Source organism: Oricola indica (genome assembly GCF_965227485.1).
Lineage (GTDB): Bacteria > Pseudomonadota > Alphaproteobacteria > Rhizobiales > Rhizobiaceae > Oricola > Oricola indica.
Map to the genome: position 1 here is coordinate 1,634,315 of NZ_OZ245747.1, position 23,804 is coordinate 1,658,118.

The following is a 23,804-nucleotide window of genomic DNA, read 5'->3' on the forward strand; positions in this document are numbered from 1 at the left end:
AGGTCAGTCCTTTTTCCCCAGCAACTTGTTCAGCATGTCCGCCATCGGCCCGCTTGCGGGCGCCTGCGGCGTCTGCTGACGCGCCTGGCGGATATGGCTTTGCTTTCCGGCCGGCTTCGCGGTCTCCGCCGGCTTCTTCTTACGTGCGGCCATGTCGTCTCCCAGCGCGAGCGCGGTCTTGTTCATGAACCCGGAATTGTCGCCCCTGACGATCATTCCGGCATGTTCGCCGACCGTTTCCAGCAGCGTATCGAGCCACTCCTGGTCGGCCTTCGCGAAATCCCCCAGTACGTAGCCGTGCACGCGTTCCTTCGATCCCGGGTGGCCGATACCGAGGCGGACGCGCCGGTAGTCCTTGCCGCAATGCGCGTCGATGGACCGGATGCCGTTATGGCCGCCGGAGCCGCCGCCCGTCTTGATGCGCACCTTGCCGGGCGCGAGGTCGAGTTCGTCGTAGAGCACGACGAGGTCCTCGGGACCGAGCTTGTAGAAGCGGAGTGCCTCGCCGACGGCCTGACCGGAATTGTTCATGAAGGTCAGCGGCTTGATCACAAGCACCTTCTCGCCTTCGAGCCGGCCTTCGCTGATCTCGGCGTTGAACTTCTTCTGCCAGGGGCTGAAAGACGCATGGCGGCGAACGATCGCGTCCGCCGCCATGAAGCCGATATTGTGCCGGTTCGCGGCGTATTTCGGTCCCGGATTGCCTAGGCCTGCGATGACAAGCATGGGTCAGCCGGCTCCGATAGGCCGGGCGGGGGGTGTTATTACTCCCCGCCTTCCTCTTCGGTTTCTTCCTCGCCGACGACTGCGACCTCATCCGGTGCCGCCTCGTCTTCCGCTTCGTCTTCTTCGCTCTTCAGGCCAGCAGGTGTGGCGATCGTGGCGATGGTGAAGTCGCGGTCGGTGATCGTCGGATGGACGTTCTCGGGAAGCGCGATCGAGGAGATCTTGATCGCGTCGCCGAGTTCGAGACCCGTGAGATCGGCCGAGAAGTATTCCGGGATATCGCTCGCCGGGCAGGTGACTTCCACCTCGTGGCGAACCGTGTTGAGCACGCCGCCTCTGGTGATGCCGGGGCAGTCATCTTCGTTGATGAAGTGAACCGGAATGTTGACGGTCACCTCGGTCTTCGCGGAGATCCGCAGGAAGTCGACATGGATAATGAAGTCGCGAACCGGCTCAAGGTCATAGGCCTTAGGCAGGACGCGGTGTTTCTTCCCGTCGATTTCGATTTCCGCCAGGGTGGTCATGAAGCCGCCGCCGTGGATTTTCATCGCCACTTCCTTGTAGGGAAGCGTGATGGAGAGGGGCTCCTTGTTGTCACCATAGATGACAGCGGGAATTTTACCGTTGCGCCGAATTGCCCGGGCGGACCCCTTACCGACCCGTTCGCGCGCCTCGGCCTTGAGCACGTATGCTTCGCTCATGGCATTTCCTTTCGAGGACGTAATCTGGAGTGTTTTTCTGTTGCCGGAAAAACCAAAGCCGGTCGCCCGGCCTTGCCGCGCTGCCTCCAAGGGTGTCTGCGCGGATGGGGGCGCTATAGTGGAAACATGGCCGGGTTGCAAGATGCGGGCGGTCGTTCCGGCCTTGTGACACGACGCTGCGCTTGTATCGCGCGACGAACCGGTGCAGCACAATGGCCGGACGACGAGAAAGGATGAGTGCCGCATGTATGGGGACATGGCCAGCCAGAAGGACACGCAGGGCTCAAACCGCGTGATCGATCTGCGAAGCGATACCGTGACCCGCCCCGTTCCCGCGATGCGCGCGGCGATGGCGGAGGCGGAGGTGGGCGACGACGTTTATGGCGAGGATCCGAGCGTCGCCGCTCTGGAGACGCGCGTCGCGTCGCTGCTCGGCAAGGAGGCTGCCCTTTTTGTGCCGTCCGGGACCCAGAGCAACCTGCTCGCGCTGCTGACGCATTGCGCCCGCGGCGAGGAGATCATCACCGGGCGCGAATACCATGTCTGCAAATACGAGGCAGGCGGGTCGTCGGCGCTCGGAGGCGCGATCCTGACGCCGCTCGACGGGGACGCCAATGGCGGATTGACCGTGCAGGCGGTCGCGGCGGCGATCAAGGATCCCGACGATATCCATTTCCCGCTCTCGCGTCTGGTGAGCTTCGAAAACACATGGAACGGCCGCGTTCAGGACCAGGCGGAGATTGTGCGTATCGCCGAGGTCGCGCGCGAGAACGGTCTTGCCGTCCATCTCGACGGCGCGCGGCTGATGAATGCTTCGGTCGCGTCGGGTCTGGCGCCGGCCGATCTCGCCGCGCCGTTCGACACGGTGTCGCTGTGCCTGTCGAAAGGGCTCGGCGCGCCGGTCGGCTCGGTGCTGAGCGGACCGGTCGATTTCATCCATCGCGCGCGGCGCATTCGCAAGATGCTGGGCGGCGGCATGCGCCAGGCTGGGATTCTCGCCGCCGGTGGGCTCTACGCGCTCGACCACCATGTCGAGCGCCTGGCCGAGGATCATGCCAATGCGCGCGCCTTGGCGGAGGGCTTGTCCGGGATCGAGGGGCTTGAAGCGGACTATCCTGAAACCGGGACCAATATGGTGTTCCTCAGACTGTCGCCGGACCGGTTCGGTGCTTTCAAGGCGGCGATGACCGAAGCGGGCGTGCTGATGGGTGGCCGCGCCCCGCTCATCCGCCTTGTCACGCATCTTGACGTCTCGGCCGACGATGTCGCGCGGATCGTGGATGCGGCGGCCGGAGCGTTCGGCGCGCGGCGCTGAAGCGCTCCAGGGTCATCCTCCTGTCATGCGCTTTGGCGACAGGAGTACCGGAAACGGGAAACGCATGATCGGCACGCCGGAAGGGAATAATCCGCATGTCAGCACCGGCGAGGCCGCAAGGGCCTTCGCGCGGATTGGCCTCCTGTCGTTCGGCGGTCCCGCGGCACAGATCTCGGTGATGCACCGGGTTCTCGTCGAGGAGAAAAAGTGGCTCGACGAGCCGCGATTTCTACATGCGCTGAATTTCTGCATGCTGCTTCCGGGCCCCGAGGCGATGCAACTCGCCACCTATGCGGGCTGGCTGATGCATGGCGTGCGCGGTGGGCTTGTCGCCGGCCTGCTGTTCATCCTGCCGGGCCTCGCGATAATGCTGGCCCTTTCGGCGGCTTTCGTCCTGTATGGCGACGTGCCGGTGGTGACCGGGCTTCTCTACGGTCTCAAGGCGGCGGTTCTGGCAGTGGTCGCCGACGCCCTCATCAAGGTGTCGAAGAGGGCTCTGACGACCCGGTTGATGTGGGGCGTCGCGGTGACCGCCTTCGTCGCCATCGCGTTCCTGAAGGCGCCGTTTCCGCTGATCGTGATTGGCGCGGCGCTCGGTGGCATTGCGCTGACCCGGTTCAGGCCGGACGCGATTGAGACGGCAACCGCCGAAGGGGCTATCCTGCCGGAGCGTGCCTCACTCGGCGCGACACTCCGCACGACGCTGACATGGCTCGCGATCTGGCTGGTGCCGCTTGCAGCGCTTCTTGCCGCCTTCGGGCGGGGGCATGTGCTGGCCGATGCCGCATTGTTCTTTTCCAAGACCGCGGTGGTGACCTTCGGCGGCGCCTATGCCGTTCTGGCCTATGTCGGCCAGCAGGCGGTCGAGCAATTCGGCTGGCTGCGGCCGGACGAGATGCTGGCGGGGCTCGGGCTGGCCGAAACGACGCTCGGCCCGCTGGTCCTCGTGCTCGTTTTCGTCGGGTTCCTCGCCGGCGCGGGCATTGAGGGGCTCGACCCGCTGACGGGCGGTCTGCTTGGCGGGCTTGTCGCCGCCTTCTTCACCTTCGCGCCATGCTTCCTGTGGATCTTCGCCGGCGCGCCGCATGTCGAGGCGCTGCGCCATGTGCGCTGGCTTGCCGCCGGGCTGGCGGCCATCACAGCGGCCGTGGTCGGTGTGATCGCGAACCTCGCCGTCTGGTTCGGCCTGCATGTGCTGTTTGGCGATTATCCGGAATGGCGCTTCGGGCCGGTTCATCTGCCGTCGCCGGAATTGTCGCAGCTCGATGTCTTCGCCCTGGCGATCGCGTTTGCGGCGGGCGTCGCGCTGGTCCGGTTCAGGGCGAACATGCTTCTCGTGCTGGCGGCAGCGTCGCTTGCCGGGCTCGCGGTGCAGGCGTTTCGCTGATCAGTCGAACAGCGAGGAGACCGATTGTTCGTGCGATGTGCGCGCGATGGCTTCACCGATCAGGTCGGTGACCGACAGGACACGGATGTTAGGCGCGGATTCGACAGCGGCGGTCGGCTGGATGGAATCGGTGATAACAAGCTCGGTGAGCTTCGATCCCATGATGCGGTTGACCGCGCCGCCGGACAGGACGCCATGCGTGATATAGGCCGTGACACTTTTCGCGCCCTTTGCGAGCAGCGCATCGGCGGCGTTGCACAGCGTGCCGCCGGAATCGATGATGTCGTCGATCAGGAAGCAGGCCTTGCCCTCGATGTCGCCAATGACGTTCATCACTTCCGATTCGCCGGGCCGTTCGCGGCGCTTGTCGACGATGGCGAGCAGCGTGTCGTCGAGCCGTTTCGACAGGGCGCGCGCGCGCACCACGCCGCCGACGTCGGGCGAGACGACCATTACGCTCGACAGGTCCTTGTAACGGGCGCGTATGTCGCGGGCCATGACCGGGACGGCATAGAGGTTGTCGGTCGGGATATCGAAGAAACCCTGGATCTGGCCGGCATGCAGGTCAAGCGTGAGAACGCGGTCCGCGCCGGAGCGGGTGATCAGGTTGGCGACCAGCTTTGCCGAGATCGGCGTGCGGCCGGAGGTGCGGCGGTCCTGACGGGCATAGCCGAAATAGGGCAGGACGGCTGTGATCCGGCGCGCAGAGGAGCGGCGGAACGCATCGATCATGATGAGCAGTTCCATCAGGTGATCGTTTGCGGGGTATGATGTGGATTGCAGGATGAAGACGTCCTCGCCGCGGACGTTTTCCTGGATTTCGACGAAGATTTCCTCGTCGGCGAAGCGGCGAACGCTGGCGCGGCCGACGCTCATCCCCAGATACTTGGCAACATTCTCAGCGAGTTGGCGATTGGAGTTGCCAGCAAACAGTTTCATTGCGCCCTGCCGGTGCGATCTGTGGATAACTTGGCGCGGGTTTTACAGCCATGGCCTTGCATTGCAAGGCGTGTGTGCGGTTTCGCACCGCAAAAAAGCGGAGAGATTGTTTTCAGCCCGCTCACGCGGGTGGTTGCGGCGCGGGCTGGGCGGCGCTCCGAAGCCAGAGGACATACTGCGCCATGATCTTGTCGGCGATCGCTTCCATGGCCTCCGGCGTGACGGATGCCCATGGGTCGGACGTCGCGCCGGGAACCGATTCCTGCCCCTGGATACGATGGACGCGCTGGCCGCTCGGCGAAACCACGTCCCAGACATGGATGACGGTTGTCGCCCCGTTTTCGGTGAAGGCGGAGAAATAGCCCTTGATCTCGTGCGTCATGCCGGGCGTGCCGGCCGCGACCAGGCTGACGCCATTGGCCGAGCCGACGGTGACGAGCCGACGCGACATCGCCTGGATCAGTTCGACCGGAGCGCCGACGACGGGCGCGAAATAGACCCGGGCGGAGACCGGGCCGGCGGCGGGCTGGGCCGTGCCGGGCGTTGTCCCCGGTGCGCCGGGATCGGAAAGCTGGGGGAACTCGGCGTTCGAGGTGGCCTCCTGGTCGTTTTGACGCTTGCCGAACCCGAACGTGCTGTCCGCGCCGGTGCAGCCGGCGACGATGAACAGCAGGCACATGATGCCGGCCAGTCGTGGCAGGATCCCCGTCATTCAGCCCCTTTCACGCGCTTTTCGCGCTGTTTTCCTTGTCCCTGATCCCTTTACCTTAACCAACAATCAAATCAAGGTTGTGGCGGGAAAGGCATTCAGGCGAATTTTCCGTGGTCAGGTAGGTCTGGCCGAGCGTCATGGCCGTCCCGCTCTCCGAATCCGCGATGATCATGTGGGCGAACAGCACCATGTTCGGCTCGATTATAGCGGGATTGGCGGCATAGAACATCGGCCGGTCCATCCATGAGGGCGTGAAACGCGCGCCGAGCGAATAGCCGCAGGCGTTCAGACGGTGACGGGTCAGGTCGGCGGCCGCCATTGCCTTGGCGTGGGCGTCGAAAACGTCGCCGAAAGTGTTGCCCGGAACCATCGCCTCCTCGCAGGCCAGAAGCGCGCTTTTCGCGGCTTCGTAGAGCTCGAGATGGCGCTCGGAGGGTTTGCCCGTCAGCGCGGTGCGCATCATCGCGACATGGTAGTGGCGGTAGACGCCGGCCCATTCGAGCGTGAGCTGGTCGTTCTTCGTCAGTTTGCGGCGGCCGGACTTGTAGCGGCAGAGGAGGGCGTCCTCGCCGGAGCCGATGATGAACTCGTTGCCGGGATAGTCGCCGCCGCCCTCGAAGACCGCGCCCTGCATGGCGGCGAGAATGGCGCTTTCGTCCGTGCCCTGCTTGATGAGCGGCAGCGCGGCGGTCAGGGCGTCGTCGGCGAGCTTGCCGGCCTTGCGCACATATTTGATTTCCGCCTCGGATTTCACCGCGCGGAGGTTGGGGACGATGCGCGATGCGTCCTCCAGCGTGGCGAAGGTGCTGAGTGCGTCATCGACTCGCCGTCCGTTGAATGCGGTCAGGCCCTGCGTGTCGTATTCGATGCCGATGCGCGCGCCCAGAAGGTCGCGGTCGGACAGAAGATCGCGCAATTCGCGCGCGGGATTGGCGTGGGCGCGGTCCTCCCACACGACGATGGTCTCGACATTGGAGGTGTGACGAGCCTGGCGCAGATCGGCGGAACGGGTCAGCAGCGACACGTCGCCGGATTTTTCCACGATCATGCACTGAAAGAAGCAGAAGCCGAACGTATCGTAGCCGGTCAGCCAATACATGCTCTCCTGTGCGAAGAGCAGAATGGCATCCAGCTTCGCGGCTTTCATTTCTCCAAGAAGGCGCGTTTTGCGGTCCTCGAATTCCTGCTCGTCAAAATGCAGTGCCATAAGGCGTCTCCTCATGCCGGGAAGCGAAGTCAGTCAGTTACTCAACACAATTGCGGATATCTGGCGCCCATAGTCGGGCTCGCGGCGGTGTGTTGTCCGCCGATACGAAAAGAACAGGGCCTCGTCCGAATAGGTGCAGCGGCCGGTATGGTCGGCATCGACGCCGGCGTTGCGCAGCCGCATGATCGTATAGGCGGGGAGGTCGAACATGAAATGCCCTTCGCGCCCGGAAGGTGTGAAGAACTGCGCGTTCGCCGCATCCGCGGCGCGGAATCGCGCCTCGAACTCGGGGCCGACCTCGTAGTTCTCGCCGGAAATGGACGGTCCGAGCACGGCGCGTATGGCGTCGCGCCGCGCGCCGGCCTCGACCATCGCGTCGACCGTGTTCTCGATCACGCCGCCCAGCGCGCCCTTCCAGCCGGCATGGGCCGCGGCGACGACCTTGCCGGCGTCGTCGGCGAACAGGATCGGCCCGCAATCGGCGGTCAGGACGCCGACGACAACGCCCGGCGTCGTGGTGACGACGGCATCCGCCTTCGGGCGGGCGTCTTCGGCGATCGGTTCGGAGATTTTCACCACATCGGGCGAATGAACCTGGTGCGGCGTCGACAGCGGCTGGCCCGGCCGGCCAAGCCAGCGGGCGACGCGCTCGCGGTTTTCGCGAATCAGCGAGGGATCGTCATCGGAGCCCAAGCCGACATTCAGGCCGGCATAGATGCCCTGCGAAACGCCGCCCTCGCGGGTGAAAAACCCGTGCCGGACATTGGGAATGCCGGACAGACGTTCGGATCGGATCGGTCGCACCGCGTCCCGGGTTTCATCGTTCATGGATTATGCTTGCTCCGCCGCAGGCACCCTGTTTCAGCTTCATGACCATGTCAACAAGACGAATGCGCGCGCTTACCCGAAGGGCGGCAGGGTCGCCGGTTCGCCCGTCAGGCACAAGACCTTGAACAGGCTGCCCATTTCGCCTTCGCCGGCTCCGGCGAGCCGCGTGGCGGCGGTGCGGATGGCCGCTTGCGTCGATTCGTCCTTGTCGCGGCCCAGAGCGCCAGCCCTTTCCGCGAGCCCGAGCGACAGGAGGAAATCGCCCTGCGTCATCGCGGGCATGGCATGCGCACCGGCCATCTTCGCGGCGTCGGCGATCGCCTGAAAATCGACATGGCTGGTGATGTCGGCGCTGCCGGGCGTCTCGAAGACCGGGACATAGCGATGCGCGCGCAGGGCCTGAAGCGTATCCGCGAAGCCGGACCGCGTATGGCCGTAATCCACGATCAGCGCGGTGCCTCCGTGGTCTTTCAGCTGCGTGCCGATCCGCGCGGCGATCGCTTCGCGGGCGGGTGCGAACTCGAAAATCGCACCGTCCCGCGCCGTGTCGGCTCCATCCGGCAGGATCGACAGATCGGCCAGCGGCGCGCCCGCGACAAAGGCGAAGCCCTCCGCGTCATCGAGGCCGACCAGCCTTTCGCGCCACGTACCGTCCGTCTTGACGATCTGGCGTACGGGCACCGCGTCGAACAACTCGTTGGCGACGAGGAATAGCGGCGCGTGGGGCAGGGAGGCGAGGTCGTCATGCCATTCGCATTGCGCCGCGTGGGGCCCGAGCGTTTCGCGCTGGATCGCGCGCAGCCGCGGGCTGGTCTCGATCAGGTGAAGGCGGGCGGCCTCCATGAAGGCGGGATCGATGCGGGCAGTGCGCAGGATGTCGCGCATCAGCGTGCCGCGCCCGGGTCCCATCTCGGCCAGCAGGAAAGGGGCGGGGCGACCGAGGCTGCGCCAGGCATGAACGAGCCACGCGCCGACGATTTCGCCGAACATCTGGCTGATCTCGGGCGCGGTGACGAAATCCCCCTCCGCGCCGAAGGGCTCATGCGTCGCATAATATCCGCCCTGCGGGTCGAACAGGCAGGTCGCCATGTAGTCCGAGACGGGGATCGGCCCCGATGCGCGGATCAGGCGGCGTATCCGGGTCGCGAGATCGGTGCTCATCGCGCGGCGGGTTTTCCCGCTGTGGCGACGAGCGCGAGGCCGAGAAGGATCATCGGGATCGACAGCACCATGCCCATGGTCAGCCAGTCGCCATAGAGGTAGCCGATCTGGAAGTCGGGTTCGCGGTAGAACTCGACGAAGGTGCGCGCCGCGCCATAGCCGGCGATGAAGACGCCGGTGACGAAACGCGGCGATCTCAGCTTCAGGAAGGTGTGGGTGCACAGGCGCAAGACGAGCAGCAGGACAAGGCCTTCCAGCGCCGCCTCGTAAAGCTGGCTCGGATGGCGGGCGATGTCGCCGCCTGTCGGGAAGACGACGGCCCAGGGCACATCGCTCGGGCGGCCCCACAGCTCCGAATTGATGAAATTGGCGACCCGCCCGAAGAACAGGCCGATGGGTACGACGGCGGAGACGATGTCGATCAGGCTCCAGACCGGCAGGCCGCGCCGCCAGGCGAAGGCGAACATGGCGACCGTCGTGCCGATCAGTCCGCCGTGGAATGACATGCCGCCCTGCCATGTCTGGAGAATGCGGGACGGTTCCTCCAGATAGAGAGGCAGGTCGTAGAACAACACGAAGCCGAGCCGCCCGCCGACGATGATGCCGATGGTCGCCCAGAGCAGGAAATCGTCGAGATCGGGAACGGAAACCGGGGCCTTGCCGCCCCAAAGCCGCTCATTGCGGACGATGCGGCGGGCATAGAGCCAGCCGAGCACGATGCCGACGATATAGGCGAGCGAGTACCAGCGGATGGCGAGCGGGCCGAATTGCACGATGATCGGATCGATGTCCGGGAAGGCGATGGCGAGTTGGCTCAATGCGGGGGAAAACATCGGATCCAGTTTCTCTTTGGCGGGCGTTCTGCCGGACGCAATGGCGGTCATGCTCTCGCCGGCTTGCAATGCGCCGGGCGCGGCAATACCTATTGTCTTGAACACGGGAGTAGCCGCCATGACAACTGGCCCGAACAAGTTTATGGATGATTTTGCCCGCCTGATGACCGACATGGCCGGCACTGCGCAAGGCATGCGCCGCGAGGTGGAAACAGCCTTCCAGCACCAGGCGGAGAAGTTCCTGGCCGGCATGGATCTCGTCCAGCGCGAGGAGTTCGACGCGGTGCGCGAGATGGCCATCAAGGCGCGCGACGAGAACGAAGCGCTGGCAAAGCGTATCGCCGAACTCGAGAAAAAACTCGCCGATTCCGCCAAATAGGCGGCGGCAGAGCCTTTAATTAAAATTCACAGTGATTTTTTTTCGCCTCTTATTCCTCGAAAAAATCGAGGATTAAGAGTCGGTTAATGACTCCCCGGAATCGCGCGCCCAAACCTATCCACACCTGATTTGGGTTGGGGGGGCTTTTCCGCGACTCACGGATCAATAGACTGAAATTATTGAGTGATTCGTACCATGCGAATGAAAGTAAGCGCAGCCGCGTCAGTCCGTTGCAGCACTCGTTCGCCTTCATCGTAACCGTGTCGCGTCTCTTGAACCGGTTTTGAAAGCGCCGCCTTCGGGCGGGAAACGAAAATAGGATTGGCAATGAGCCTGATTGAGCTTGATTATTACCGTGCCGCGCATCCCGTCGATGTGATCGAGCAGGTCGCTCACGTGAATGACTGGAATTTCGAACGAACCGGCGACGACGAGATCGCCGTTGCGGTCGCGGGGCACTGGACCAACTACCACATCTCCTATGCATGGATGGAAGACTTCGAGTCGCTTCATTTCGCCTGCGGCTTCGACGTCAAGGTCCATGAAAGCCGCTTCGTCGAGCTGATGCGGCTGCTGTCGCTGATCAACGAACAGTTGCTGATGGGGCATTTCGACCTCTGGGAGAAGGAGGGCGCCGTGATGTTCCGTCACTCGCTTCTGCTGGCCGGCGGCGCGGAGCCGACGGAGGCCCAGGTCGAGGTGATGCTGTCGAGCGCCATCGAAACCTGCGAAGCCTACTATCAGGCATTCCAGTTCGTTCTGTGGTCGGGCGCGACCGCGAAGGAAGCGCTGGAAAGCACGATGTTCGAGACCCAGGGCGAAGCCTGAGGGAGATGATGGATGGCACAGGATCTCGAGGCGCTCGCGCCTGAGATAGGTTTCGACGACTATCTGCGGGTCGATATCCGGACCGGCACGATCGTCGAGGCCGAGCCGTTTCCGGAGGCGCGCAAGCCGGCGATCAAGATGATGATCGATTTCGGTCCCGAGATCGGCGTGAAGAAATCGTCGGCGCAGATCACCGAGCACTACAAGCCGGAAGAGCTGATCGGCCGCCAGGTGATGGCGGTCGTCAATTTCCCGCCGCGCCAGATCGGGCCGATCCGCTCGGAAGTGCTGACACTCGGTTTCCACGACGAGAACGGCGCGGTCGTGCTGGCCGGACCGGGCCAGACCGTGCCGAACGGCAAGCGGCTTCTCTAGACCTGCTTTTTCCTGTCTTCCCCGTGGCCCGGCCATGTGTCGGCGACACGGTAGCCTGCGGGCCAGGGATCGCCCGGGTCCAGCATGTGCTGATGGGTGCCGGTGATCCATGCGCGTCCGCTGATCTGCGGGCGGATGGCCGGCAGGTCGCCGACGCGGGTGGTGCCGAGAATGCGCCCCTCGAATTCCGAGCCGATGATCGAAACGCCGGTGAAGCTGTCCGCCTCCGTCATTTCGCCTTGCGCGTGAAGAAGTGCCATGCGGGCCGAAACGGCGGTGCCGGTCGGCGAACGGTCGAGCTTGCCCGGCTGGATCGACACGACCGATTTGGCTCTCAGCGACGAACCCCGGCGTTCGATCGGGCCGGCGAACAGGCAGAAGGAATGATGCTTCCAGTCTTCGCGTTCCGGATGGGCGAAGGCATAGCGGTCATTGGCGGCGTTTGTGATCCGGACGCCGAGTTCGGCGAGATGGCGCGCCTCGGCGGGCTCGAGCGATAATCCCAGGGCATCCGCGTCGACAACCACGAAGCTGTCGCCGCCGAAGGCCGTGTCGACCGTGATCGTGCCGAGGCCGGCGACCTCGAGAGGCACGCCGGCAAGGCCGACGAAAGCGGGCAGGTTCTCCACCGTGATCCGTTCCGCCTTGCCGTTCGCGCAGTCGGCGCGAACGCGCACGAGGCCGCCGGGCGCTTCGAGCACCATCTCCGTCACCGGCTCCTGCATTGCGACGATGCCGGTTTCGAGCAGCACGGTGGCGACGCAGATGGAATTCGAGCCGGACATGGGCGGCGTGTCTTCCGGCTCCATGATGATCCACGCGGCCTGCGCCTCGGGATGCTTCGGGGGCACGAGCAGGTTCACATGGCGGAACACCCCGCCGCGCGGTTCGTTCAGGACGAAATTGCGCAAGGTCTCGTCCTCGGCGATCCATGTGCGCTGGTCCCAGACCGTGTCGCCCGGCGGCGGCGCGACGCCGCCGACGATAACGTCTCCCACCTCGCCCTCGGCATGGCAGGAGACGACATGGATGACCTTTGTGCTGCGCATCAGGGTTCCTTCAGACCGGCAGGCGGAGAACGGCACGCAGGCCGCCCATCGGGCTGTCGTCGAGTTCGATGTCGCCGCCATGGCCGCGCGCGATGTCGCGGGCGATTGAAAGACCAAGGCCCGTCCCGCTCTCGTTCAGGTTCCTCGCCTCGTCGAGCCGGAAGAAGGGGCGGAACACATCCTCGCGCCGGTCCTCGGGAATGCCGGGTCCGTTGTCGTCGATGGTCAGGGTCAGCCGGCCCTTCGAATTGCGGGCGACGATATCGACATGGTCGGCATAGCGGAAAGCGTTCGAAGTCAGGTTGGTGACCAGCCGCAAAAAGGCGCCGGGCCGCACGACGATATCCGGACGGCCGATGAGGCTGGTCTTGACGGTGTTGCCGGAGAGCTTTCCGTCGGCGCGGATCTTGTCGAGAACCTCGTTGAGGTCGAGTTCCTCTGTCTCCTCCTTCGCGTCGCCCTTGGCGAAGGACAGGTAGCCCTCCAGCATGGACTGCATGTCGGCGACGTCCTTTTCGAGCGCCTCGTTGACCTTCTTGTCGCCGGAGAGCGCGAGTTGCAGCTTGAAGCGCGTCAGGATGGTGCGCAGGTCGTGGCTGACGCCGCTCAGCATGGTCGTACGTTGCTCGATCTGCTTTTCGATGCGTTCGCGCATCTGGATGAAGGCGAGGCTGGCGCGGCGGACCTCGATGGCGCCGCGCGGGCGGAAATCGGCGGGCAGGGGACGTCCCTTGCCGAAACTCTCGGCGGCTTCCGCGAGTTTCTGGATCGGCCTGATCTGGTTGCGCAGGAACAGGATCGCGATGAACAGCAGGACCAGCGACGTCCCCACCATCCAGAGCAGGAAGATATGCGTGTTGGACGCGTAGGCCTGGCTGCGCCGTGCCAGCACCCGAAGCACCTTGCCCTCCATCAGGATGCGGATTTCGACGAGATTGGAGTTGCCGACCGTGTCGATCCAGAAGGGTCTGCCGATCTGCCTGGTGATTTCCTCCGAAAGAATGCGGTCGAGAATGGAAAAGAACGGTTTCGGCGCGGGCGCGGGCAGCGGATCGGGCGGCAGGATGGCGACGTTCAGCGCGAGACGCTCGCGCGCCATGCGGATGACATCCTCATATTCCGCGTCATGCGGATAGGTCTCGATGATATCGATGATCGCCGCGATATCGCGCGTCACGGCGGTCGACAGGCGCTGGGTGACCGTCTGCCAGTGGCGCTCCATGAACACGAAGGCCACGACCGACTGCAGCAGAACCATAGGCGCGATGATGATGATCAGCGAGCGCGCATAGAGGCCGCGCGGCATCGACCCGGTGAAACGTCCGAGGAAGCGCCGCAACTGGATGGAGGAATTGCGCGCGAGCCGACGCACGCGTAGCGCCATTGTGCGCCTGCGCGATCTCTTCACCCGGTTTTCGCCGAGGTCTGCCGTGGCCATGCCGCCCGTCTGTCATTCGAACGGGATCGTCCCGTTCCGTTTCGTTATTCGATGGAGAGACGGTAGCCTATTCCACGGACGGTTTGAAGATAACGGGGATTGGCCGGATCCGCTTCGATCTTGCGGCGCAGGCGGTTGATCTGCACATCGATGGTGCGCTCGCCGATGCCGGCGCCTTCGGCGAACATCTCGTGGCGCGGAATCGTGTCGCCGGCATTTTCCGCGAACCGGACCATGATCTCCTGCTCGCGGTCGGTCAGATGAACCAGTTCGCCGTTGCGCTTCAGTTCGCGGCGTCCGATCACGAAGGTGAAGGGGCCGAAGACAATCTGCTCGATCTTGGGCTGGGATGCGGGCGCGCCGCGCCTGACGATGTTGCCGACCCTTAGAAGCAGTTCGCGCGGGTCGAACGGCTTGGGAAGATAGTCGTCGGCGCCGGCTTCAAGGCCTTCGATGCGCTGTTCGGTGTCCGAGCGGGCGGTCAGCATCAGGATCGGCACCTGGCTGTCGTCCTTGCGCAGGTTGCGGGCCAGCGACACGCCGCTCTCGCCGGGCATCATCACGTCGAGAACAAGGAGATCGAATTCGAGGCCGGCGATCTTGCGGCGCGCTTCCTCGGCGGTGGCCGCGCTGGTCACGCGGTAGCCGTTCTGGCACAGAAATTCCGTCAGCAATGTGCGAATTCGGGTGTCGTCGTCGACGATCAGGATGTGGGGGGCATCATCTGTGATGCCGGCATCTGCGTTTTCGTTCATTCATCCTCGCTCGCGGCCGTTCCGGTACCTTCCGGTTTCCGGGTCGGACCGGCTTCGCGTTGCGCCGCGGACAGCATGGCGATCTGGGTTTTTGCGTCCTCGGTCGCCATGGCCAGCAGAAACTTCGCGATTTCCTCCTCCGCGCAGCCCGACCGCTCCAATGCCGCCACTATGCGGCGAGACTGTGGCTCCCGCAGTTCGCGGATCAGCGTCTTTCCGGTGTCCGTCAGGTAGAGTTCGCGTTGCCGGCGATCCTCCGGCCCCGGCTTCTGCGCCACATGGCCGGCATCGACCAACTGCTTGAGAACCCGGGCAAGGCTCTGCTTGGTGATCTTCAGGAGATCGAGAAGCTCGGCGACGGTCAGGCCCGGCTTGCGGTCCACGAAATGCAGCACCCGGTGATGCGCGCGTCCGAAGCCGATTTCGCCGAGAATCGTGTCCGGATCGGAGATGAAGTCCCGATAGGCGAAGAACAGGAGCTCGATCAGTTCGGATGCGGGAAGGGGGTCGGTTTTCGGTTTCATCGCGGAAGTTGGCCGGAGGGAACGGGAAGGCATCGTTATATGTCAGCTATGTTGACATAAATTGCAACGACGAGTAATTTCTTTCAAGGGTGCGGCATGTACCGCGCAGCATTTGAAAAGAACCGCGATCCGGTTTTTCATGGTTGTTGCGCCCAAACGGGTTCATACTGTCCCTCAAAACAAGACGCAAAACAAAAGATCACGGCGGAAGAACGGAGTTTCCCATGGCTGGAGTGCCTTTTGATCAGCTGGACGGCCATATCTGGATGAATGGCGAATTCGTGCCGTGGAAGGACGCCAAGATTCACGTCCTGACCCATGGCCTGCATTATGCGAGCGCGGTATTCGAGGGCGAACGTGCCTATGGCGGCGAGATCTTCAAGCTGACCGAGCACACCGAGCGGCTGCATGAATCGGCCCGGCTGCTCGGTTTCAAGATTCCCTATTCTGTCGAGGAGATCGACCAGGCCTGTATCGACCTGCTGCACAAGCAGGGCTTTACCGATGCCTATGTTCGTCCGATCGCCTGGCGCGGTTCGGAGATGATGGGCGTGTCGGCGCAGCAGAACCGCATCAATCTGGCGATCGCGATCTGGCAGTGGCCGTCCTATTTCGACCCGGCCCAGAAAATGAAGGGCATCCGCCTCGATCTCGCCGAATATCGCCGTCCCGACCCGCGTACGGCGCCGTCGAAATCCAAGGCGGCGGGCCTCTACATGATCTGCACGCTGTCCAAGCACGCGGCCGAGGCGAAGGGTTATGCCGATGCGCTGATGCTCGACTGGCGCGGCCAGGTCGCCGAGGCGACGGGCGCCAATGTGTTCTTCGTCAAGGACGGCGTGATCCACACGCCGACACCGGACTGTTTCCTCGACGGGATCACCCGCCGCACGGTGATCGGCCTCGCCAGGAAACGCGGCTACGAGGTTGTGGAACGCGTGATCATGCCGGAAGAGATGGAAGGCTTCGAACAGTGCTTCCTCACCGGTACGGCAGCGGAAGTCACGCCGGTTTCGGAGATCGGGCCGTATTCCTTCGAGGTCGGCGAGATCGCGTCCACGCTGATGAACGACTATACCGAAGCGGTTCATCCGCGTGCGGAAGCCGCGGAATAAGTCCGACGGATCGGCGGCAAGGTATCAGGGCGGCTCGAGTGGCCGCCCTTTTCCATTGGCCTTGAAGTTGCGGCGGATAAGTCGCAGGTAGCGGGAACGACAATCCGGAAACGAGGAAATTCCCATGGCGGCGACGCTCAACGCGCTGATCATCCCGGTCACCGCATTCCAGCAGAACTGCACTGTGCTGTTCGATTCGGAGACAAAGCAAGGCGTCGTGGTCGATCCGGGCGGGGACGTCGATCATATCCGCGAGGCGCTGGACAAGAACGGCATCACGGTCGATGCGATCTGGCTGACGCATGGCCATATCGACCACGCCGGCGGCGCGATGGATCTCAAGGAGGCGCTGGGTGTCGAGATCATCGGTCCGCACAAGGACGACAAGATGTTGCTCGACGGACTGGAGGCCCAGGCGCGCATGTTCGGTCTCGACGACAAGGTCCGCAACGTGACGCCTGACCGCTGGCTGGATGAAGGCGAGACGGTCTCTTTCGCCGGGCACGACTTCGAGGTGCTGCATTGTCCCGGTCACGCGCCGGGCCATGTCGTCTTCTACAACCGGACGGCGGGTTTCGCCCATGTCGGCGACGTGCTGTTTCGCGGTTCGATCGGCCGGACTGACCTGCCGGGCGGCGACCACGCGACGCTGATCGCGTCGATCAAGACCAAGCTGTTTCCGTTGGGCGACAATATCGGATTCATCTGCGGGCACGGGCCGGGCGGCCAGATCGGCGAGGAACGGAAAACCAACCCGTTCCTGACCTGAAGGTCTTCGGCTGCTGGTGTCGTCTTGTGGCGCGGAAGCGGCCGATCCGATAGCCGTCTAATTAATTTCGATATTTGGCATTATTCATGTGCTTTACGTTGAGTAACGTGCTAGCGTCGCCACGTTGGCGGGGGGCTTTCTTCCACATCGTTGCTCCGTCGGTATCGGCGGCTAGGTTCGGGCCAAATCCGGGTTCTAGCCGCCTTTGAAGGCCGGGAGCATGGGCCGTGCTGCGCATTCGCCGCCGAACGCCCAACTCGAATGACAAAGGCCCGGCGGCGGATGCCGGCCGGGCCTTTCCTTTAACGTCCCTGGAGGTCACTTGGGGACGCAGAAATGATCCAGCCCGTCATAGCCGCGATAAGTGCCGGTCTTCGGGTTGAACGAGCGGTAGCGCTCGTCGCACCATTCGTACCAGCCGACCGTCCAGGGCTCGAGCGAGGACTCGTAGGTGATGACGTTCGGTCCGCGGGACGGTGCGGGCGGGTAGGCGTCTGGCGCAACATAGTGATCGCGCGGGGCCGGATTATTGGCTTCCGACAGCGCGCCGGCGATGATCGCGATACCGGCGATGCCGAGGATCGCGGCGGCCGCCGCATCGCCATTGTCGCGATGGACCGGGCGGGGATTGTGCCATCCGCCGCGCGGACCGCAGATGCGCTTGCCGTGGCGATAAACGCAGTTGTTGCCGCGGCGATCGTAATGGCGCGCCGAATTGCCCTTGTGCCAGCCATCGGCGGCGGCCGGCGCTGCGGCGAGCGGCGAAAGCGCGGCGGTCGCGACCGTTCCCGCGGCGATCAGGGATTTCAGCGCTGATGTCTTGAATGTCCGTTTCATGTTTTCTGCTCCGTTCGCGTCGTTCCCAACCGGGGTATGCCCATCTTGGCGATCCGGTTTTCCGGCGGGCGGTCATGCGACGCCCGAACACGTGACGCCGATAATGGCGCGGCCAAGCTGAACGCAGCCTGAACGGCCGTTCACGGTTGCTTTCGGCGCGCCGCCGGGACGCGGCCAAGCAAAAGGCGCGAACCGGTGACCGGTCCGCGCCTTGCAAGACTGTTCCGCAAAGACGGCGATTTTACGCCGTCGATGTCGGACTATTCAGCGAGCTGAAGATTGACGGCCTTCGGGCCCTTGCCGCGACGATCCGGCTCGGTGTCGAAGGAAACTTTCTGGTTTTCGGTCAGGGACATCAGGCCCGAGGCCTGCAGAGCGGAGATGTGGACAAAGATGTCCGCGCCGCCGTCGTCCGGCTTGATGAAGCCGAAGCCCTTGTCATTGTTGAAGAATTTCACAGTACCAGTCTGTGCCATTGAATCGGATCCTTTTCCGTTCGCATAAGCGGCTGCCCATTCTGCCGCGTAAAAATCGCCGCACGCATCATGCGGGCGGTCAGGGCAGGCAGTTCTCGAATGCATGGAAAGGAACCAGTTCTCGCGCCACCCTTTCAGGAGGCGCCCGGCTTGTTCTTCAGCGTGCCGGTGCGCGGTATTTCCGACTTCCGTTGTTCGCAAATTGCCCGAACGGAAAAATCGTTGCGTCATCCGGGTCCGGAAGTAAAGCAAAACTTTTGTGAAGTGGGCCGTGAAACGGTTGCATAATCTCGCATATATGCACGCGTCAGCCGTGACAGAACGGCCGAAGCATCCTAGAGTTCAGTCTCAAATCGGGAGACGGCGATGCGTAATCCGGCGGGCGTTTCGAGGGGTGCGGTCATGGCTGCGGCGGTGACGACAGCCGCGCTGGCATTGGCCGGATGCGAGGCGACCGTCGCGCCGCAACCCGCCGATCCGCAATATTGCCCGAAGGTCTACCAGCCGGTCTGCGCACGGCGCGGGGCGGAACGCAAGACGTTCCCGAATGCCTGCGTGGCGAGCGCCGAGGGCTACGACGCCTTTTCGCCGGGCGCCTGCGAGCAGCCCAAGCCGGATCGTATCTGCCCGCAGATCTACCAGCCGGTCTGCGCGGTGCGCGCCGGTCAGTATTCGACCTATTCCAACGACTGCGTCGCCGGCGCCGAGGGCGCGCGTGTGGTGAAGCCCGGCCCGTGCTGACCAGGGCCGCGTGGAGGATATCGTGACCGGGAGGACAACATGATCAGGACCCTGCTTTTCGCCGCCGTTGCCATGGTGCTCGGCTATACGGCGCGCGGCCAGGCGGAGGAATTGAAGGTGGGCATCGCGCGCGACATGCCGAGCGTTATGGTGGAGACCGCCGATGGCCCGGTCGAGATCAGCCGCATCCAGGACCAGGATCACGAGATCACCGGCGATTTCGCGAAGACCTCGCGCGCCTGCCCGCCCTTCTGCATCCAGCCAATGACGCCGGCCGAGGGCGTGACGACGATCGGCGAACTCGAACTGATCGCCATGCTGAAAGATCCGGAGGCGCTGGTGGTCGACAGCCGCACGGTCGACTGGTTCGCGGGCGGGTCGATCCCCGGCGCTATCAGCCTGCCTTACACGCAGGTGGGCGACCGGCTTTCCGATCTTGGCTGCGAGCCGGATTTCGACGGCTGGGACTGCACGAACGCCAGGCGCGTCGCGCTGTTCTGCAACGGGCTGTGGTGCGGCCAGTCGCCGACGGCGATCCGGGCGATGATCGCGGCCGGCTATCCCGCCGAGCGGATCTTCTATTATCGCGGCGGCATGCAGAGCTGGCGGGTGCTGGGATTGACGGTGACCGGCGGGGAAGGCTGACGGCGGGCCGTTTTCAAGCCGACCGCATCGCGCTATGATGGGCTTTCGCCGCCCCGGAACCCTTGCAGGAGGGACGCATGGTGGAAAGCCCGGTCAAGAACCCGAAAACCACGACAAAGCCCAAGGTCGAGCGGCCGAAGCTGCACAAGGTCATCCTGATCAATGACGACTACACGCCGCGCGACTTCGTCTGCATGGTGCTCAAGGCCGAATTCGGCATGGGCGAGGACCGCGCCTACAAGGTGATGATCACCGCGCACCAGCGCGGCGTCTGCGTCGTCGCGGTCTATCAGCGCGACGTGGCCGAGACCAAGGCGAAGCGGGCCAGCGAATACGGCCAGAAATACGGCTATCCGCTGATGTTCACCACCGAACCGGAAGAGTGAGTACCACCCCGCGGAGCGATGGCGCGGCGATCGGGGCTTATTGGATCAGGTCCAGGATCAGTTGGTGGATGGGGCCGTTGCGGGCCATTTCGGCTTCCTCGAAGGCCCGGTTGCGGGCCTTGTAGCGTGCATAGGCCTGTTTGAGCGGGGTCTGGATCGACTGGCGGATCGCCTTGCAGCCGGGGTCGTTGTCCTGCCGGAAACCGACCGTCGTGTCGTAGATCTCCTGCGCCATGGCGCGGATGTATTCGCCATGGACGGCCTCGTGGGCGCGGATGCCGGCGATGAAGACGCGCCAGCGCGTGGCGACGGCGGGCGGCAGATTTCCGGAGGGTTGGGGCAGCGTGTAGGTGATGGTGAGGAACGGCCGGGCGGCGGCGAGGACGCAGGCGTTTCCCTCGCGCACATAGTCGCGGCCCCATTTGAGATCGAAGGTGGTGTGGGCGATGGCGCGGGCAACGCCGACCTTCGGGCCGCGCTCGCCGATGGAGGCGTAGAGCGCGCGGCCGGTCGCGCCGGAGACCGCATAGGCGTTTACGACCTCCTTGCCCCTGATATCCGCCTGGGCGGACAGGGCGGGGAGGAGCAGCAATAGTATAAGGCCGAGGCGTTTCGTCATGCAGGGTCTCTCTCGCCGGGGCATGGCCGGCCTTGCCCGCCACCTTTACCGATTGGCGCATGCGGTCAACCCCGGGCGGAAAGTCAGGCCGCTCGCGAATTTTTACCGTTGGTTGTTTATTGTGATAGGATGCACGCAGAGCGCGCGATGACGCGCGCCGTTTTCAAAGATTGGATATTCAATGCAGATTCCCGAGTGGATGAAACCCGCGCTGACCGGCGCGGCGGCTGGAGCGATCGCGCTCGCGATTGTCGGCTTCGGCTTTGCCGGCTGGGTTACGGGCGGTACAGCACAGGAAATGTCCGACAAGGCAGCGCGCGACGCCGGCGTGCAGGTGGTCGCATCGATCTGCGTCAACCAGTTCGCCGCCGCACCGAACGCCAACATGCAATTGGCCAAGCTGAAGGAAGCCAAGGCCTGGGACCGCGACGACTTCATCGAAGAGGGCGGATGGTCGACCGTGGCCGGTGTCGACGAGGGTGTCCGGGGTGTTGCGGCGGAATGCGCCAAGCAGCTCGCCGCCATGGACACGCTGCCTTCCGAAGCGCCGATGGTTCCGAACGCCGACAATAGCTGACCCTACGCGGAACTCGCAAAAGCCCGGCATCTCGCCGGGCTGTTTTTTTGTCCCATCCTTAAGCTTCGCGTTTCCCTTTTCGTAAGCGGCAAGCCGCTATCCGGCGGGCTCGCTGATGGGCCCCTGATTGTCCCATCCTTAAGCTTCAAGTTTTCTCCTTCATAAGCGGCAAGCCGCTGTCCGGTTGGCTCGCTGATGGGACGCCCCTCTATTCTCGCCACCTCGATCGATCAGGCCAGCGGTTTCTCGTCCGCCAGGACGCCATCCTTCTCGCGCATGCCGATCTCGATGCGGTCGGGGGCGTTGGCGAGGAGGGCGAGGAGGAGATCGCTCATGGTGGAGGCGGGGGCGGTGCCGAAATCGGCCTCGAAGGCATAGCCGGCCTCCGTCACCTCGGGCGTGGTGGCCGTGTGGATGACGTGCTGCAATTCGATATTGTCCTCCGCCTCCTCGTCGCCAAAGGCGCGGCGGTGCCAGTCGGTGAAGAGCCGCGTGGCGAGCGGGTCCCAGTCGCCGGCAACGCGCAGCTCCGCATAATCCCAGGCAAAGGGCGCGACGACGATCTCGGTGGGGCCGAGCGTGAAGGAAAATGTGTCGAAGCGAATCTCGCGCGGCGCGGTGAACGATTCCAGCTTCCCGGTCTCCAGCGAGGCGTAGTCGGCCCGGTAGGGCAGCCGCAGCGGACCCTCGGTCGCGATGTCGCCCTCGGAATCGAGCAGAACCGGCTCGACCACATGCGTCTCCTCGGAAAAACCGGCCACGGTTTCCGAGAATTGCGCGACATAGATCTCGCGCACGGCTTCCACGATCTCGACGAATTGCGGGGGGAGGGTGTCCATGCAGTGGAAGTAGGTCGAGCGAGAGGGGAGTGCAAGGCAGGGCGGCGCGTCCCTTGCGCGCGCCCTTGCCCGCCTGTCCCGTTACTGGACCGTGACCGTGCCCTTCATGCTCGAATGGAAATTGCACTTGTAGTCGATCGCGCCGGCGGACGCGACCGTCACCGAGGCGGAGTCGCCCTTGTTGAGGCGGCCGGTATCGAAGCTGCCGTCGCCCGCCGTGGCGGTGTGCGGCGCGCCGTCCTCGTTGACGAAGGTGATCGTGTCGCCGGCGGCAACGGTGATCGCGGCCGGCTGGAAGGCGAAGCCGCTGATGGTGACCGTGTGGTCGGCGGCAAGCGCCGCGCCGGCGGGCAGTATGGCGAGGCAGGCGAGAGCGGCGGCGAAACTAGCAATGCGGTTTGTCATGGGGGCGTCTCCTGTTGTGACGGCGGCGAGACTACAGCGGAAACGGGCGGGGGTGCCATAGGGGAAACCTTGGCGGGCGGCGGGTGTCCGGACAGGCCGGCGCGGGCGTATAGGCGCGCGTATTCGGCTCCGCGCCCTGGGCGCGAAGACGGATGCAGCGGCAGTGGCATCTGTGCGGGGATCACGACGTGTCGAGCCGCCGGGCATTGAGCGCCATCGTGTGGCACTCGCGCAGAATGTCGTCGATTTCCTGAGTGGGCCGCCGGCAGTGGCCCGGCGGGCGGCCGAGGCGGAACGTTCGTCTATGATACGTGCCCTTTGTCGACTTCAAAGCCATTTCGCGCCGCGCCTCGTGGCGCGCGAGCCGTTTTGCGTGGCCGTCGAGATCGTCCAGCGCGCGTTTGAGCGCCAGCACGCGGCGGCAGATGCCGGTGGCGTTCACGTCCTCGTTCGGATCGGCCGGGGCGACACCATCCTCCGGGAAGGGGCGAAGCCCCTCCCATCGCAGCGTGTCGAAGCGGCGGGGCGGGTCGGTCAGGCAGAAGGCGGGCATGCGCGGCGTCGCGGCGCGCGGCCTGGCGGCGTCCGCGTTTCGTGCCGCGGGAACCTCATCTTCCGGGCGGGGCTTCGGGGCCTCGATGTCGAGCCCACGCGCGGCGACGACGATCAGCCGGCGGACGGCGGATTCGGCCGGGCGCAACAGCCGCATGATCCGCCGCCAGACCCGGCGCGGCACCTCATCCGCGCCGCCCCCGTCCAGCCCGGCCATGAAGAACAGCGTCGTCACGATGCGCAGAAGCGCGGTGCGGTTGCGCGTGATCGCCGGGGTCCAGCCGAGGGGTTGCGGGTGCGTCATCCGGGGGAGGGTACGGGCGGTGGGGAGAAGGTGGATGGGTTTTTTTCGGTGGGAGGTGCAAGAGTGGAGGCAGTTAGCAAGCGAATAGGCTTATCGAGCCGAACAAGCGGCGCGCGACGACTGCCGCGGCCGGATTGAGGGACAGAGTATTCAGAAACGCAGTTATCAAACACAAAAACTGTGTCGGAACCTTGAATTCAATTGGTTCCATCACAATATGTTAAAAGCAGGGCTCTGCACGAAAGCGCAAGTTTTCGGATCGCCAGTAGCGCGGCGAGTCAGCTGTTAGCGCTGTCAATAGGACAGACGGTGTCCAGTAGCATATTTATAAGATGCATTAATTTGTATCCTCGTGCTGCTGCCCGTCTAATCATGACTGCGG

Annotated in this window: 29 protein-coding genes; 11 read left to right on the forward strand and 18 right to left on the reverse strand. The window is 64.1% G+C overall.

Going from position 1 to position 23,804, the window contains the following annotated elements:
* Positions 1–3: 3 nt before the first annotated feature.
* Both pth and ACQK2M_RS08335 read right to left on the reverse strand, forming a co-directional pair.
* Positions 4–726, reverse strand: coding sequence for an aminoacyl-tRNA hydrolase (gene pth, locus ACQK2M_RS08330; RefSeq protein WP_425417402.1), 723 nt, complete (start codon positions 724–726; stop codon positions 4–6).
* A gap of 38 nt (positions 727–764) precedes the next feature.
* Positions 765–1,427: a 50S ribosomal protein L25/general stress protein Ctc gene (locus tag ACQK2M_RS08335; protein ID WP_223475812.1), complete on the reverse strand. Its 663-nt coding sequence runs from the start codon at positions 1,425–1,427 to the stop codon at positions 765–767.
* Positions 1,428–1,671: 244 nt separating this feature from the next.
* On the opposite strand from ACQK2M_RS08335, the gene ltaE reads away from it, so the two are divergent.
* Together ltaE and chrA are read left to right on the forward strand one after the other, a co-directional pair.
* The gene (gene ltaE, locus ACQK2M_RS08340; RefSeq protein WP_425417403.1) at positions 1,672–2,742 is read left to right on the forward strand and encodes a low-specificity L-threonine aldolase; all 1,071 of its coding nucleotides are present in this window, start codon (positions 1,672–1,674) and stop codon (positions 2,740–2,742) included.
* A 64-nt stretch (positions 2,743–2,806) separates the two neighbouring features.
* Complete coding sequence (gene chrA / locus ACQK2M_RS08345) at positions 2,807–4,129, forward strand: chromate efflux transporter (RefSeq protein WP_425417404.1); 1,323 nt, start codon at positions 2,807–2,809, stop codon at positions 4,127–4,129.
* Here the strand turns inward: chrA and ACQK2M_RS08350 are convergent, their stop codons facing one another.
* The 6 genes from ACQK2M_RS08350 to lgt form a co-directional block, all read right to left on the reverse strand.
* Positions 4,130–5,068 (reverse strand): ribose-phosphate pyrophosphokinase, encoded by a 939-nt coding sequence (locus tag ACQK2M_RS08350; RefSeq protein WP_223475809.1) that lies wholly within the window; start codon positions 5,066–5,068, stop codon positions 4,130–4,132. It lies immediately after the preceding gene.
* 121 nt (positions 5,069–5,189) lie between these two features.
* Positions 5,190–5,780, reverse strand: a complete 591-nt coding sequence (locus tag ACQK2M_RS08355; protein WP_425417405.1) for a hypothetical protein — start codon at positions 5,778–5,780, stop codon at positions 5,190–5,192.
* Between the two features lie 55 nt (positions 5,781–5,835).
* On the reverse strand, positions 5,836–6,987 hold the full coding sequence (locus tag ACQK2M_RS08360; protein WP_425417406.1) for a M24 family metallopeptidase: 1,152 nt from the start codon (positions 6,985–6,987) through the stop codon (positions 5,836–5,838).
* Between the two features lie 33 nt (positions 6,988–7,020).
* Positions 7,021–7,815 carry a peptidoglycan editing factor PgeF gene (gene pgeF, locus ACQK2M_RS08365; protein WP_425417407.1) on the reverse strand — a complete coding sequence of 265 codons (795 nt, stop codon included), beginning with the start codon at positions 7,813–7,815 and terminating at the stop codon, positions 7,021–7,023.
* A gap of 72 nt (positions 7,816–7,887) precedes the next feature.
* Complete coding sequence (locus ACQK2M_RS08370) at positions 7,888–8,976, reverse strand: class I SAM-dependent methyltransferase (RefSeq protein ID WP_425417408.1); 1,089 nt, start codon at positions 8,974–8,976, stop codon at positions 7,888–7,890.
* Positions 8,973–9,809 carry a prolipoprotein diacylglyceryl transferase gene (lgt, locus tag ACQK2M_RS08375; protein WP_425420008.1) on the reverse strand — a complete coding sequence of 279 codons (837 nt, stop codon included), beginning with the start codon at positions 9,807–9,809 and terminating at the stop codon, positions 8,973–8,975. The genes ACQK2M_RS08370 and lgt overlap by 4 nt, the downstream gene beginning before the upstream one ends.
* Before the next feature lie 118 nt (positions 9,810–9,927).
* Between lgt and ACQK2M_RS08380 the strand changes: the two genes are divergently transcribed.
* From ACQK2M_RS08380 to ACQK2M_RS08390, 3 genes are all read left to right on the forward strand, one after another.
* A complete protein-coding gene (locus ACQK2M_RS08380; protein WP_223475804.1) occupies positions 9,928–10,188 on the forward strand; it encodes an accessory factor UbiK family protein in 261 nt (86 codons plus the stop codon).
* Between the two features lie 327 nt (positions 10,189–10,515).
* The gene (locus tag ACQK2M_RS08385) at positions 10,516–11,016 is read left to right on the forward strand and encodes a YbjN domain-containing protein (RefSeq protein ID WP_223475803.1); all 501 of its coding nucleotides are present in this window, start codon (positions 10,516–10,518) and stop codon (positions 11,014–11,016) included.
* A gap of 12 nt (positions 11,017–11,028) precedes the next feature.
* Entirely contained in the window at positions 11,029–11,391 is a 363-nt protein-coding gene (locus tag ACQK2M_RS08390) for a tRNA-binding protein (RefSeq protein ID WP_425417410.1), read from the forward strand.
* Here ACQK2M_RS08390 and ACQK2M_RS08395 read toward each other — a convergent pair.
* Genes ACQK2M_RS08395 through ACQK2M_RS08410 form a run of 4 tightly spaced genes read right to left on the reverse strand, consistent with a single transcriptional unit; the run spans position 11,388 to position 15,157 of the window.
* Complete coding sequence (locus tag ACQK2M_RS08395; RefSeq protein WP_425417411.1) at positions 11,388–12,440, reverse strand: trans-3-hydroxy-L-proline dehydratase; 1,053 nt, start codon at positions 12,438–12,440, stop codon at positions 11,388–11,390. The two genes, ACQK2M_RS08390 and ACQK2M_RS08395, sit on opposite strands and share 4 nt — an antisense overlap.
* 10 nt (positions 12,441–12,450) lie before the next feature.
* Positions 12,451–13,878 carry an ATP-binding protein gene (locus ACQK2M_RS08400; RefSeq protein WP_425417412.1) on the reverse strand — a complete coding sequence of 476 codons (1,428 nt, stop codon included), beginning with the start codon at positions 13,876–13,878 and terminating at the stop codon, positions 12,451–12,453.
* Between the two features lie 44 nt (positions 13,879–13,922).
* On the reverse strand, positions 13,923–14,633 hold the full coding sequence (locus ACQK2M_RS08405) for a response regulator (RefSeq protein WP_425417413.1): 711 nt from the start codon (positions 14,631–14,633) through the stop codon (positions 13,923–13,925).
* Positions 14,630–15,157, reverse strand: a complete 528-nt coding sequence (locus ACQK2M_RS08410; protein WP_223475799.1) for a MarR family winged helix-turn-helix transcriptional regulator — start codon at positions 15,155–15,157, stop codon at positions 14,630–14,632. Before ACQK2M_RS08410 ends, ACQK2M_RS08405 begins: the two co-directional genes overlap by 4 nt.
* 224 nt (positions 15,158–15,381) lie before the next feature.
* Here ACQK2M_RS08410 and ACQK2M_RS08415 point away from each other — a divergent pair, with 224 nt between their 5' ends.
* Together ACQK2M_RS08415 and ACQK2M_RS08420 are read left to right on the forward strand one after the other, a co-directional pair.
* A complete protein-coding gene (locus tag ACQK2M_RS08415) occupies positions 15,382–16,272 on the forward strand; it encodes a branched-chain amino acid aminotransferase (RefSeq protein ID WP_425417414.1) in 891 nt (296 codons plus the stop codon).
* 124 nt (positions 16,273–16,396) lie between these two features.
* Positions 16,397–17,041: an MBL fold metallo-hydrolase gene (locus ACQK2M_RS08420; RefSeq protein WP_425417415.1), complete on the forward strand. Its 645-nt coding sequence runs from the start codon at positions 16,397–16,399 to the stop codon at positions 17,039–17,041.
* 318 nt (positions 17,042–17,359) lie between these two features.
* Here ACQK2M_RS08420 and ACQK2M_RS08425 read toward each other — a convergent pair whose 3' ends face one another.
* Positions 17,360–17,878: a BA14K family protein gene (locus ACQK2M_RS08425; RefSeq protein WP_425417416.1), complete on the reverse strand. Its 519-nt coding sequence runs from the start codon at positions 17,876–17,878 to the stop codon at positions 17,360–17,362.
* A 260-nt stretch (positions 17,879–18,138) separates the two neighbouring features.
* Entirely contained in the window at positions 18,139–18,354 is a 216-nt protein-coding gene (locus ACQK2M_RS08430; protein WP_223475795.1) for a cold-shock protein, read from the reverse strand.
* A 366-nt stretch (positions 18,355–18,720) separates the two neighbouring features.
* Between ACQK2M_RS08430 and ACQK2M_RS08435 the strand changes: the two genes are divergently transcribed.
* The 3 genes from ACQK2M_RS08435 to clpS all read left to right on the forward strand — a co-directional run bounded on the left by ACQK2M_RS08435 (position 18,721) and on the right by clpS (position 20,126).
* Positions 18,721–19,095, forward strand: coding sequence for a Kazal-type serine protease inhibitor domain-containing protein (locus ACQK2M_RS08435; RefSeq protein WP_425417417.1), 375 nt, complete (start codon positions 18,721–18,723; stop codon positions 19,093–19,095).
* A gap of 39 nt (positions 19,096–19,134) precedes the next feature.
* Complete coding sequence (locus tag ACQK2M_RS08440; RefSeq protein ID WP_223475793.1) at positions 19,135–19,740, forward strand: rhodanese-like domain-containing protein; 606 nt, start codon at positions 19,135–19,137, stop codon at positions 19,738–19,740.
* A 77-nt stretch (positions 19,741–19,817) separates the two neighbouring features.
* Entirely contained in the window at positions 19,818–20,126 is a 309-nt protein-coding gene (clpS, locus tag ACQK2M_RS08445; RefSeq protein WP_223475792.1) for an ATP-dependent Clp protease adapter ClpS, read from the forward strand.
* Between the two features lie 37 nt (positions 20,127–20,163).
* Here clpS and ACQK2M_RS08450 read toward each other — a convergent pair whose 3' ends face one another.
* Positions 20,164–20,745, reverse strand: coding sequence for a DUF922 domain-containing protein (locus tag ACQK2M_RS08450; RefSeq protein WP_425417418.1), 582 nt, complete (start codon positions 20,743–20,745; stop codon positions 20,164–20,166).
* Positions 20,746–20,926: 181 nt separating this feature from the next.
* Between ACQK2M_RS08450 and ACQK2M_RS08455 the strand changes: the two genes are divergently transcribed.
* On the forward strand, positions 20,927–21,322 hold the full coding sequence (locus tag ACQK2M_RS08455; RefSeq protein WP_223475790.1) for a hypothetical protein: 396 nt from the start codon (positions 20,927–20,929) through the stop codon (positions 21,320–21,322).
* Positions 21,323–21,552: 230 nt separating this feature from the next.
* On the opposite strand, the gene ACQK2M_RS08460 is transcribed toward ACQK2M_RS08455, so the two are convergent.
* From ACQK2M_RS08460 to ACQK2M_RS08470, 3 genes are all read right to left on the reverse strand, one after another.
* Positions 21,553–22,161 carry a hypothetical protein gene (locus ACQK2M_RS08460; RefSeq protein WP_425417419.1) on the reverse strand — a complete coding sequence of 203 codons (609 nt, stop codon included), beginning with the start codon at positions 22,159–22,161 and terminating at the stop codon, positions 21,553–21,555.
* Between the two features lie 81 nt (positions 22,162–22,242).
* Complete coding sequence (locus ACQK2M_RS08465; RefSeq protein WP_425417420.1) at positions 22,243–22,566, reverse strand: cupredoxin domain-containing protein; 324 nt, start codon at positions 22,564–22,566, stop codon at positions 22,243–22,245.
* A gap of 181 nt (positions 22,567–22,747) precedes the next feature.
* Positions 22,748–23,422 carry a hypothetical protein gene (locus tag ACQK2M_RS08470; RefSeq protein ID WP_425417421.1) on the reverse strand — a complete coding sequence of 225 codons (675 nt, stop codon included), beginning with the start codon at positions 23,420–23,422 and terminating at the stop codon, positions 22,748–22,750.
* Between the last annotated feature and the right edge of the window lie 382 nt (positions 23,423–23,804).

What these genes read in the sequence shown, in the direction of transcription:
- pth (WP_425417402.1), bottom strand. Translation starts at nt 726, where the DNA reads ATGCTTGTCATCGCAGGCCTAGGCAATCCGGGACCGAAATACGCCGCG.
- ACQK2M_RS08335 (WP_223475812.1), bottom strand. Translation starts at nt 1,427, where the DNA reads ATGAGCGAAGCATACGTGCTCAAGGCCGAGGCGCGCGAACGGGTCGGT.
- ltaE (WP_425417403.1), top strand. Translation starts at nt 1,672, where the DNA reads ATGTATGGGGACATGGCCAGCCAGAAGGACACGCAGGGCTCAAACCGC.
- chrA (WP_425417404.1), top strand. Translation starts at nt 2,807, where the DNA reads ATGATCGGCACGCCGGAAGGGAATAATCCGCATGTCAGCACCGGCGAG.
- ACQK2M_RS08350 (WP_223475809.1), bottom strand. Translation starts at nt 5,068, where the DNA reads ATGAAACTGTTTGCTGGCAACTCCAATCGCCAACTCGCTGAGAATGTT.
- ACQK2M_RS08355 (WP_425417405.1), bottom strand. Translation starts at nt 5,780, where the DNA reads ATGACGGGGATCCTGCCACGACTGGCCGGCATCATGTGCCTGCTGTTC.
- ACQK2M_RS08360 (WP_425417406.1), bottom strand. Translation starts at nt 6,987, where the DNA reads ATGGCACTGCATTTTGACGAGCAGGAATTCGAGGACCGCAAAACGCGC.
- pgeF (WP_425417407.1), bottom strand. Translation starts at nt 7,815, where the DNA reads ATGAACGATGAAACCCGGGACGCGGTGCGACCGATCCGATCCGAACGT.
- ACQK2M_RS08370 (WP_425417408.1), bottom strand. Translation starts at nt 8,976, where the DNA reads ATGAGCACCGATCTCGCGACCCGGATACGCCGCCTGATCCGCGCATCG.
- lgt (WP_425420008.1), bottom strand. Translation starts at nt 9,809, where the DNA reads ATGTTTTCCCCCGCATTGAGCCAACTCGCCATCGCCTTCCCGGACATC.
- ACQK2M_RS08380 (WP_223475804.1), top strand. Translation starts at nt 9,928, where the DNA reads ATGACAACTGGCCCGAACAAGTTTATGGATGATTTTGCCCGCCTGATG.
- ACQK2M_RS08385 (WP_223475803.1), top strand. Translation starts at nt 10,516, where the DNA reads ATGAGCCTGATTGAGCTTGATTATTACCGTGCCGCGCATCCCGTCGAT.
- ACQK2M_RS08390 (WP_425417410.1), top strand. Translation starts at nt 11,029, where the DNA reads ATGGCACAGGATCTCGAGGCGCTCGCGCCTGAGATAGGTTTCGACGAC.
- ACQK2M_RS08395 (WP_425417411.1), bottom strand. Translation starts at nt 12,440, where the DNA reads ATGCGCAGCACAAAGGTCATCCATGTCGTCTCCTGCCATGCCGAGGGC.
- ACQK2M_RS08400 (WP_425417412.1), bottom strand. Translation starts at nt 13,878, where the DNA reads ATGGCCACGGCAGACCTCGGCGAAAACCGGGTGAAGAGATCGCGCAGG.
- ACQK2M_RS08405 (WP_425417413.1), bottom strand. Translation starts at nt 14,633, where the DNA reads ATGAACGAAAACGCAGATGCCGGCATCACAGATGATGCCCCCCACATC.
- ACQK2M_RS08410 (WP_223475799.1), bottom strand. Translation starts at nt 15,157, where the DNA reads ATGAAACCGAAAACCGACCCCCTTCCCGCATCCGAACTGATCGAGCTC.
- ACQK2M_RS08415 (WP_425417414.1), top strand. Translation starts at nt 15,382, where the DNA reads ATGGCTGGAGTGCCTTTTGATCAGCTGGACGGCCATATCTGGATGAAT.
- ACQK2M_RS08420 (WP_425417415.1), top strand. Translation starts at nt 16,397, where the DNA reads ATGGCGGCGACGCTCAACGCGCTGATCATCCCGGTCACCGCATTCCAG.
- ACQK2M_RS08425 (WP_425417416.1), bottom strand. Translation starts at nt 17,878, where the DNA reads ATGAAACGGACATTCAAGACATCAGCGCTGAAATCCCTGATCGCCGCG.
- ACQK2M_RS08430 (WP_223475795.1), bottom strand. Translation starts at nt 18,354, where the DNA reads ATGGCACAGACTGGTACTGTGAAATTCTTCAACAATGACAAGGGCTTC.
- ACQK2M_RS08435 (WP_425417417.1), top strand. Translation starts at nt 18,721, where the DNA reads ATGCGTAATCCGGCGGGCGTTTCGAGGGGTGCGGTCATGGCTGCGGCG.
- ACQK2M_RS08440 (WP_223475793.1), top strand. Translation starts at nt 19,135, where the DNA reads ATGATCAGGACCCTGCTTTTCGCCGCCGTTGCCATGGTGCTCGGCTAT.
- clpS (WP_223475792.1), top strand. Translation starts at nt 19,818, where the DNA reads ATGGTGGAAAGCCCGGTCAAGAACCCGAAAACCACGACAAAGCCCAAG.
- ACQK2M_RS08450 (WP_425417418.1), bottom strand. Translation starts at nt 20,745, where the DNA reads ATGACGAAACGCCTCGGCCTTATACTATTGCTGCTCCTCCCCGCCCTG.
- ACQK2M_RS08455 (WP_223475790.1), top strand. Translation starts at nt 20,927, where the DNA reads ATGCAGATTCCCGAGTGGATGAAACCCGCGCTGACCGGCGCGGCGGCT.
- ACQK2M_RS08460 (WP_425417419.1), bottom strand. Translation starts at nt 22,161, where the DNA reads ATGGACACCCTCCCCCCGCAATTCGTCGAGATCGTGGAAGCCGTGCGC.
- ACQK2M_RS08465 (WP_425417420.1), bottom strand. Translation starts at nt 22,566, where the DNA reads ATGACAAACCGCATTGCTAGTTTCGCCGCCGCTCTCGCCTGCCTCGCC.
- ACQK2M_RS08470 (WP_425417421.1), bottom strand. Translation starts at nt 23,422, where the DNA reads ATGACGCACCCGCAACCCCTCGGCTGGACCCCGGCGATCACGCGCAAC.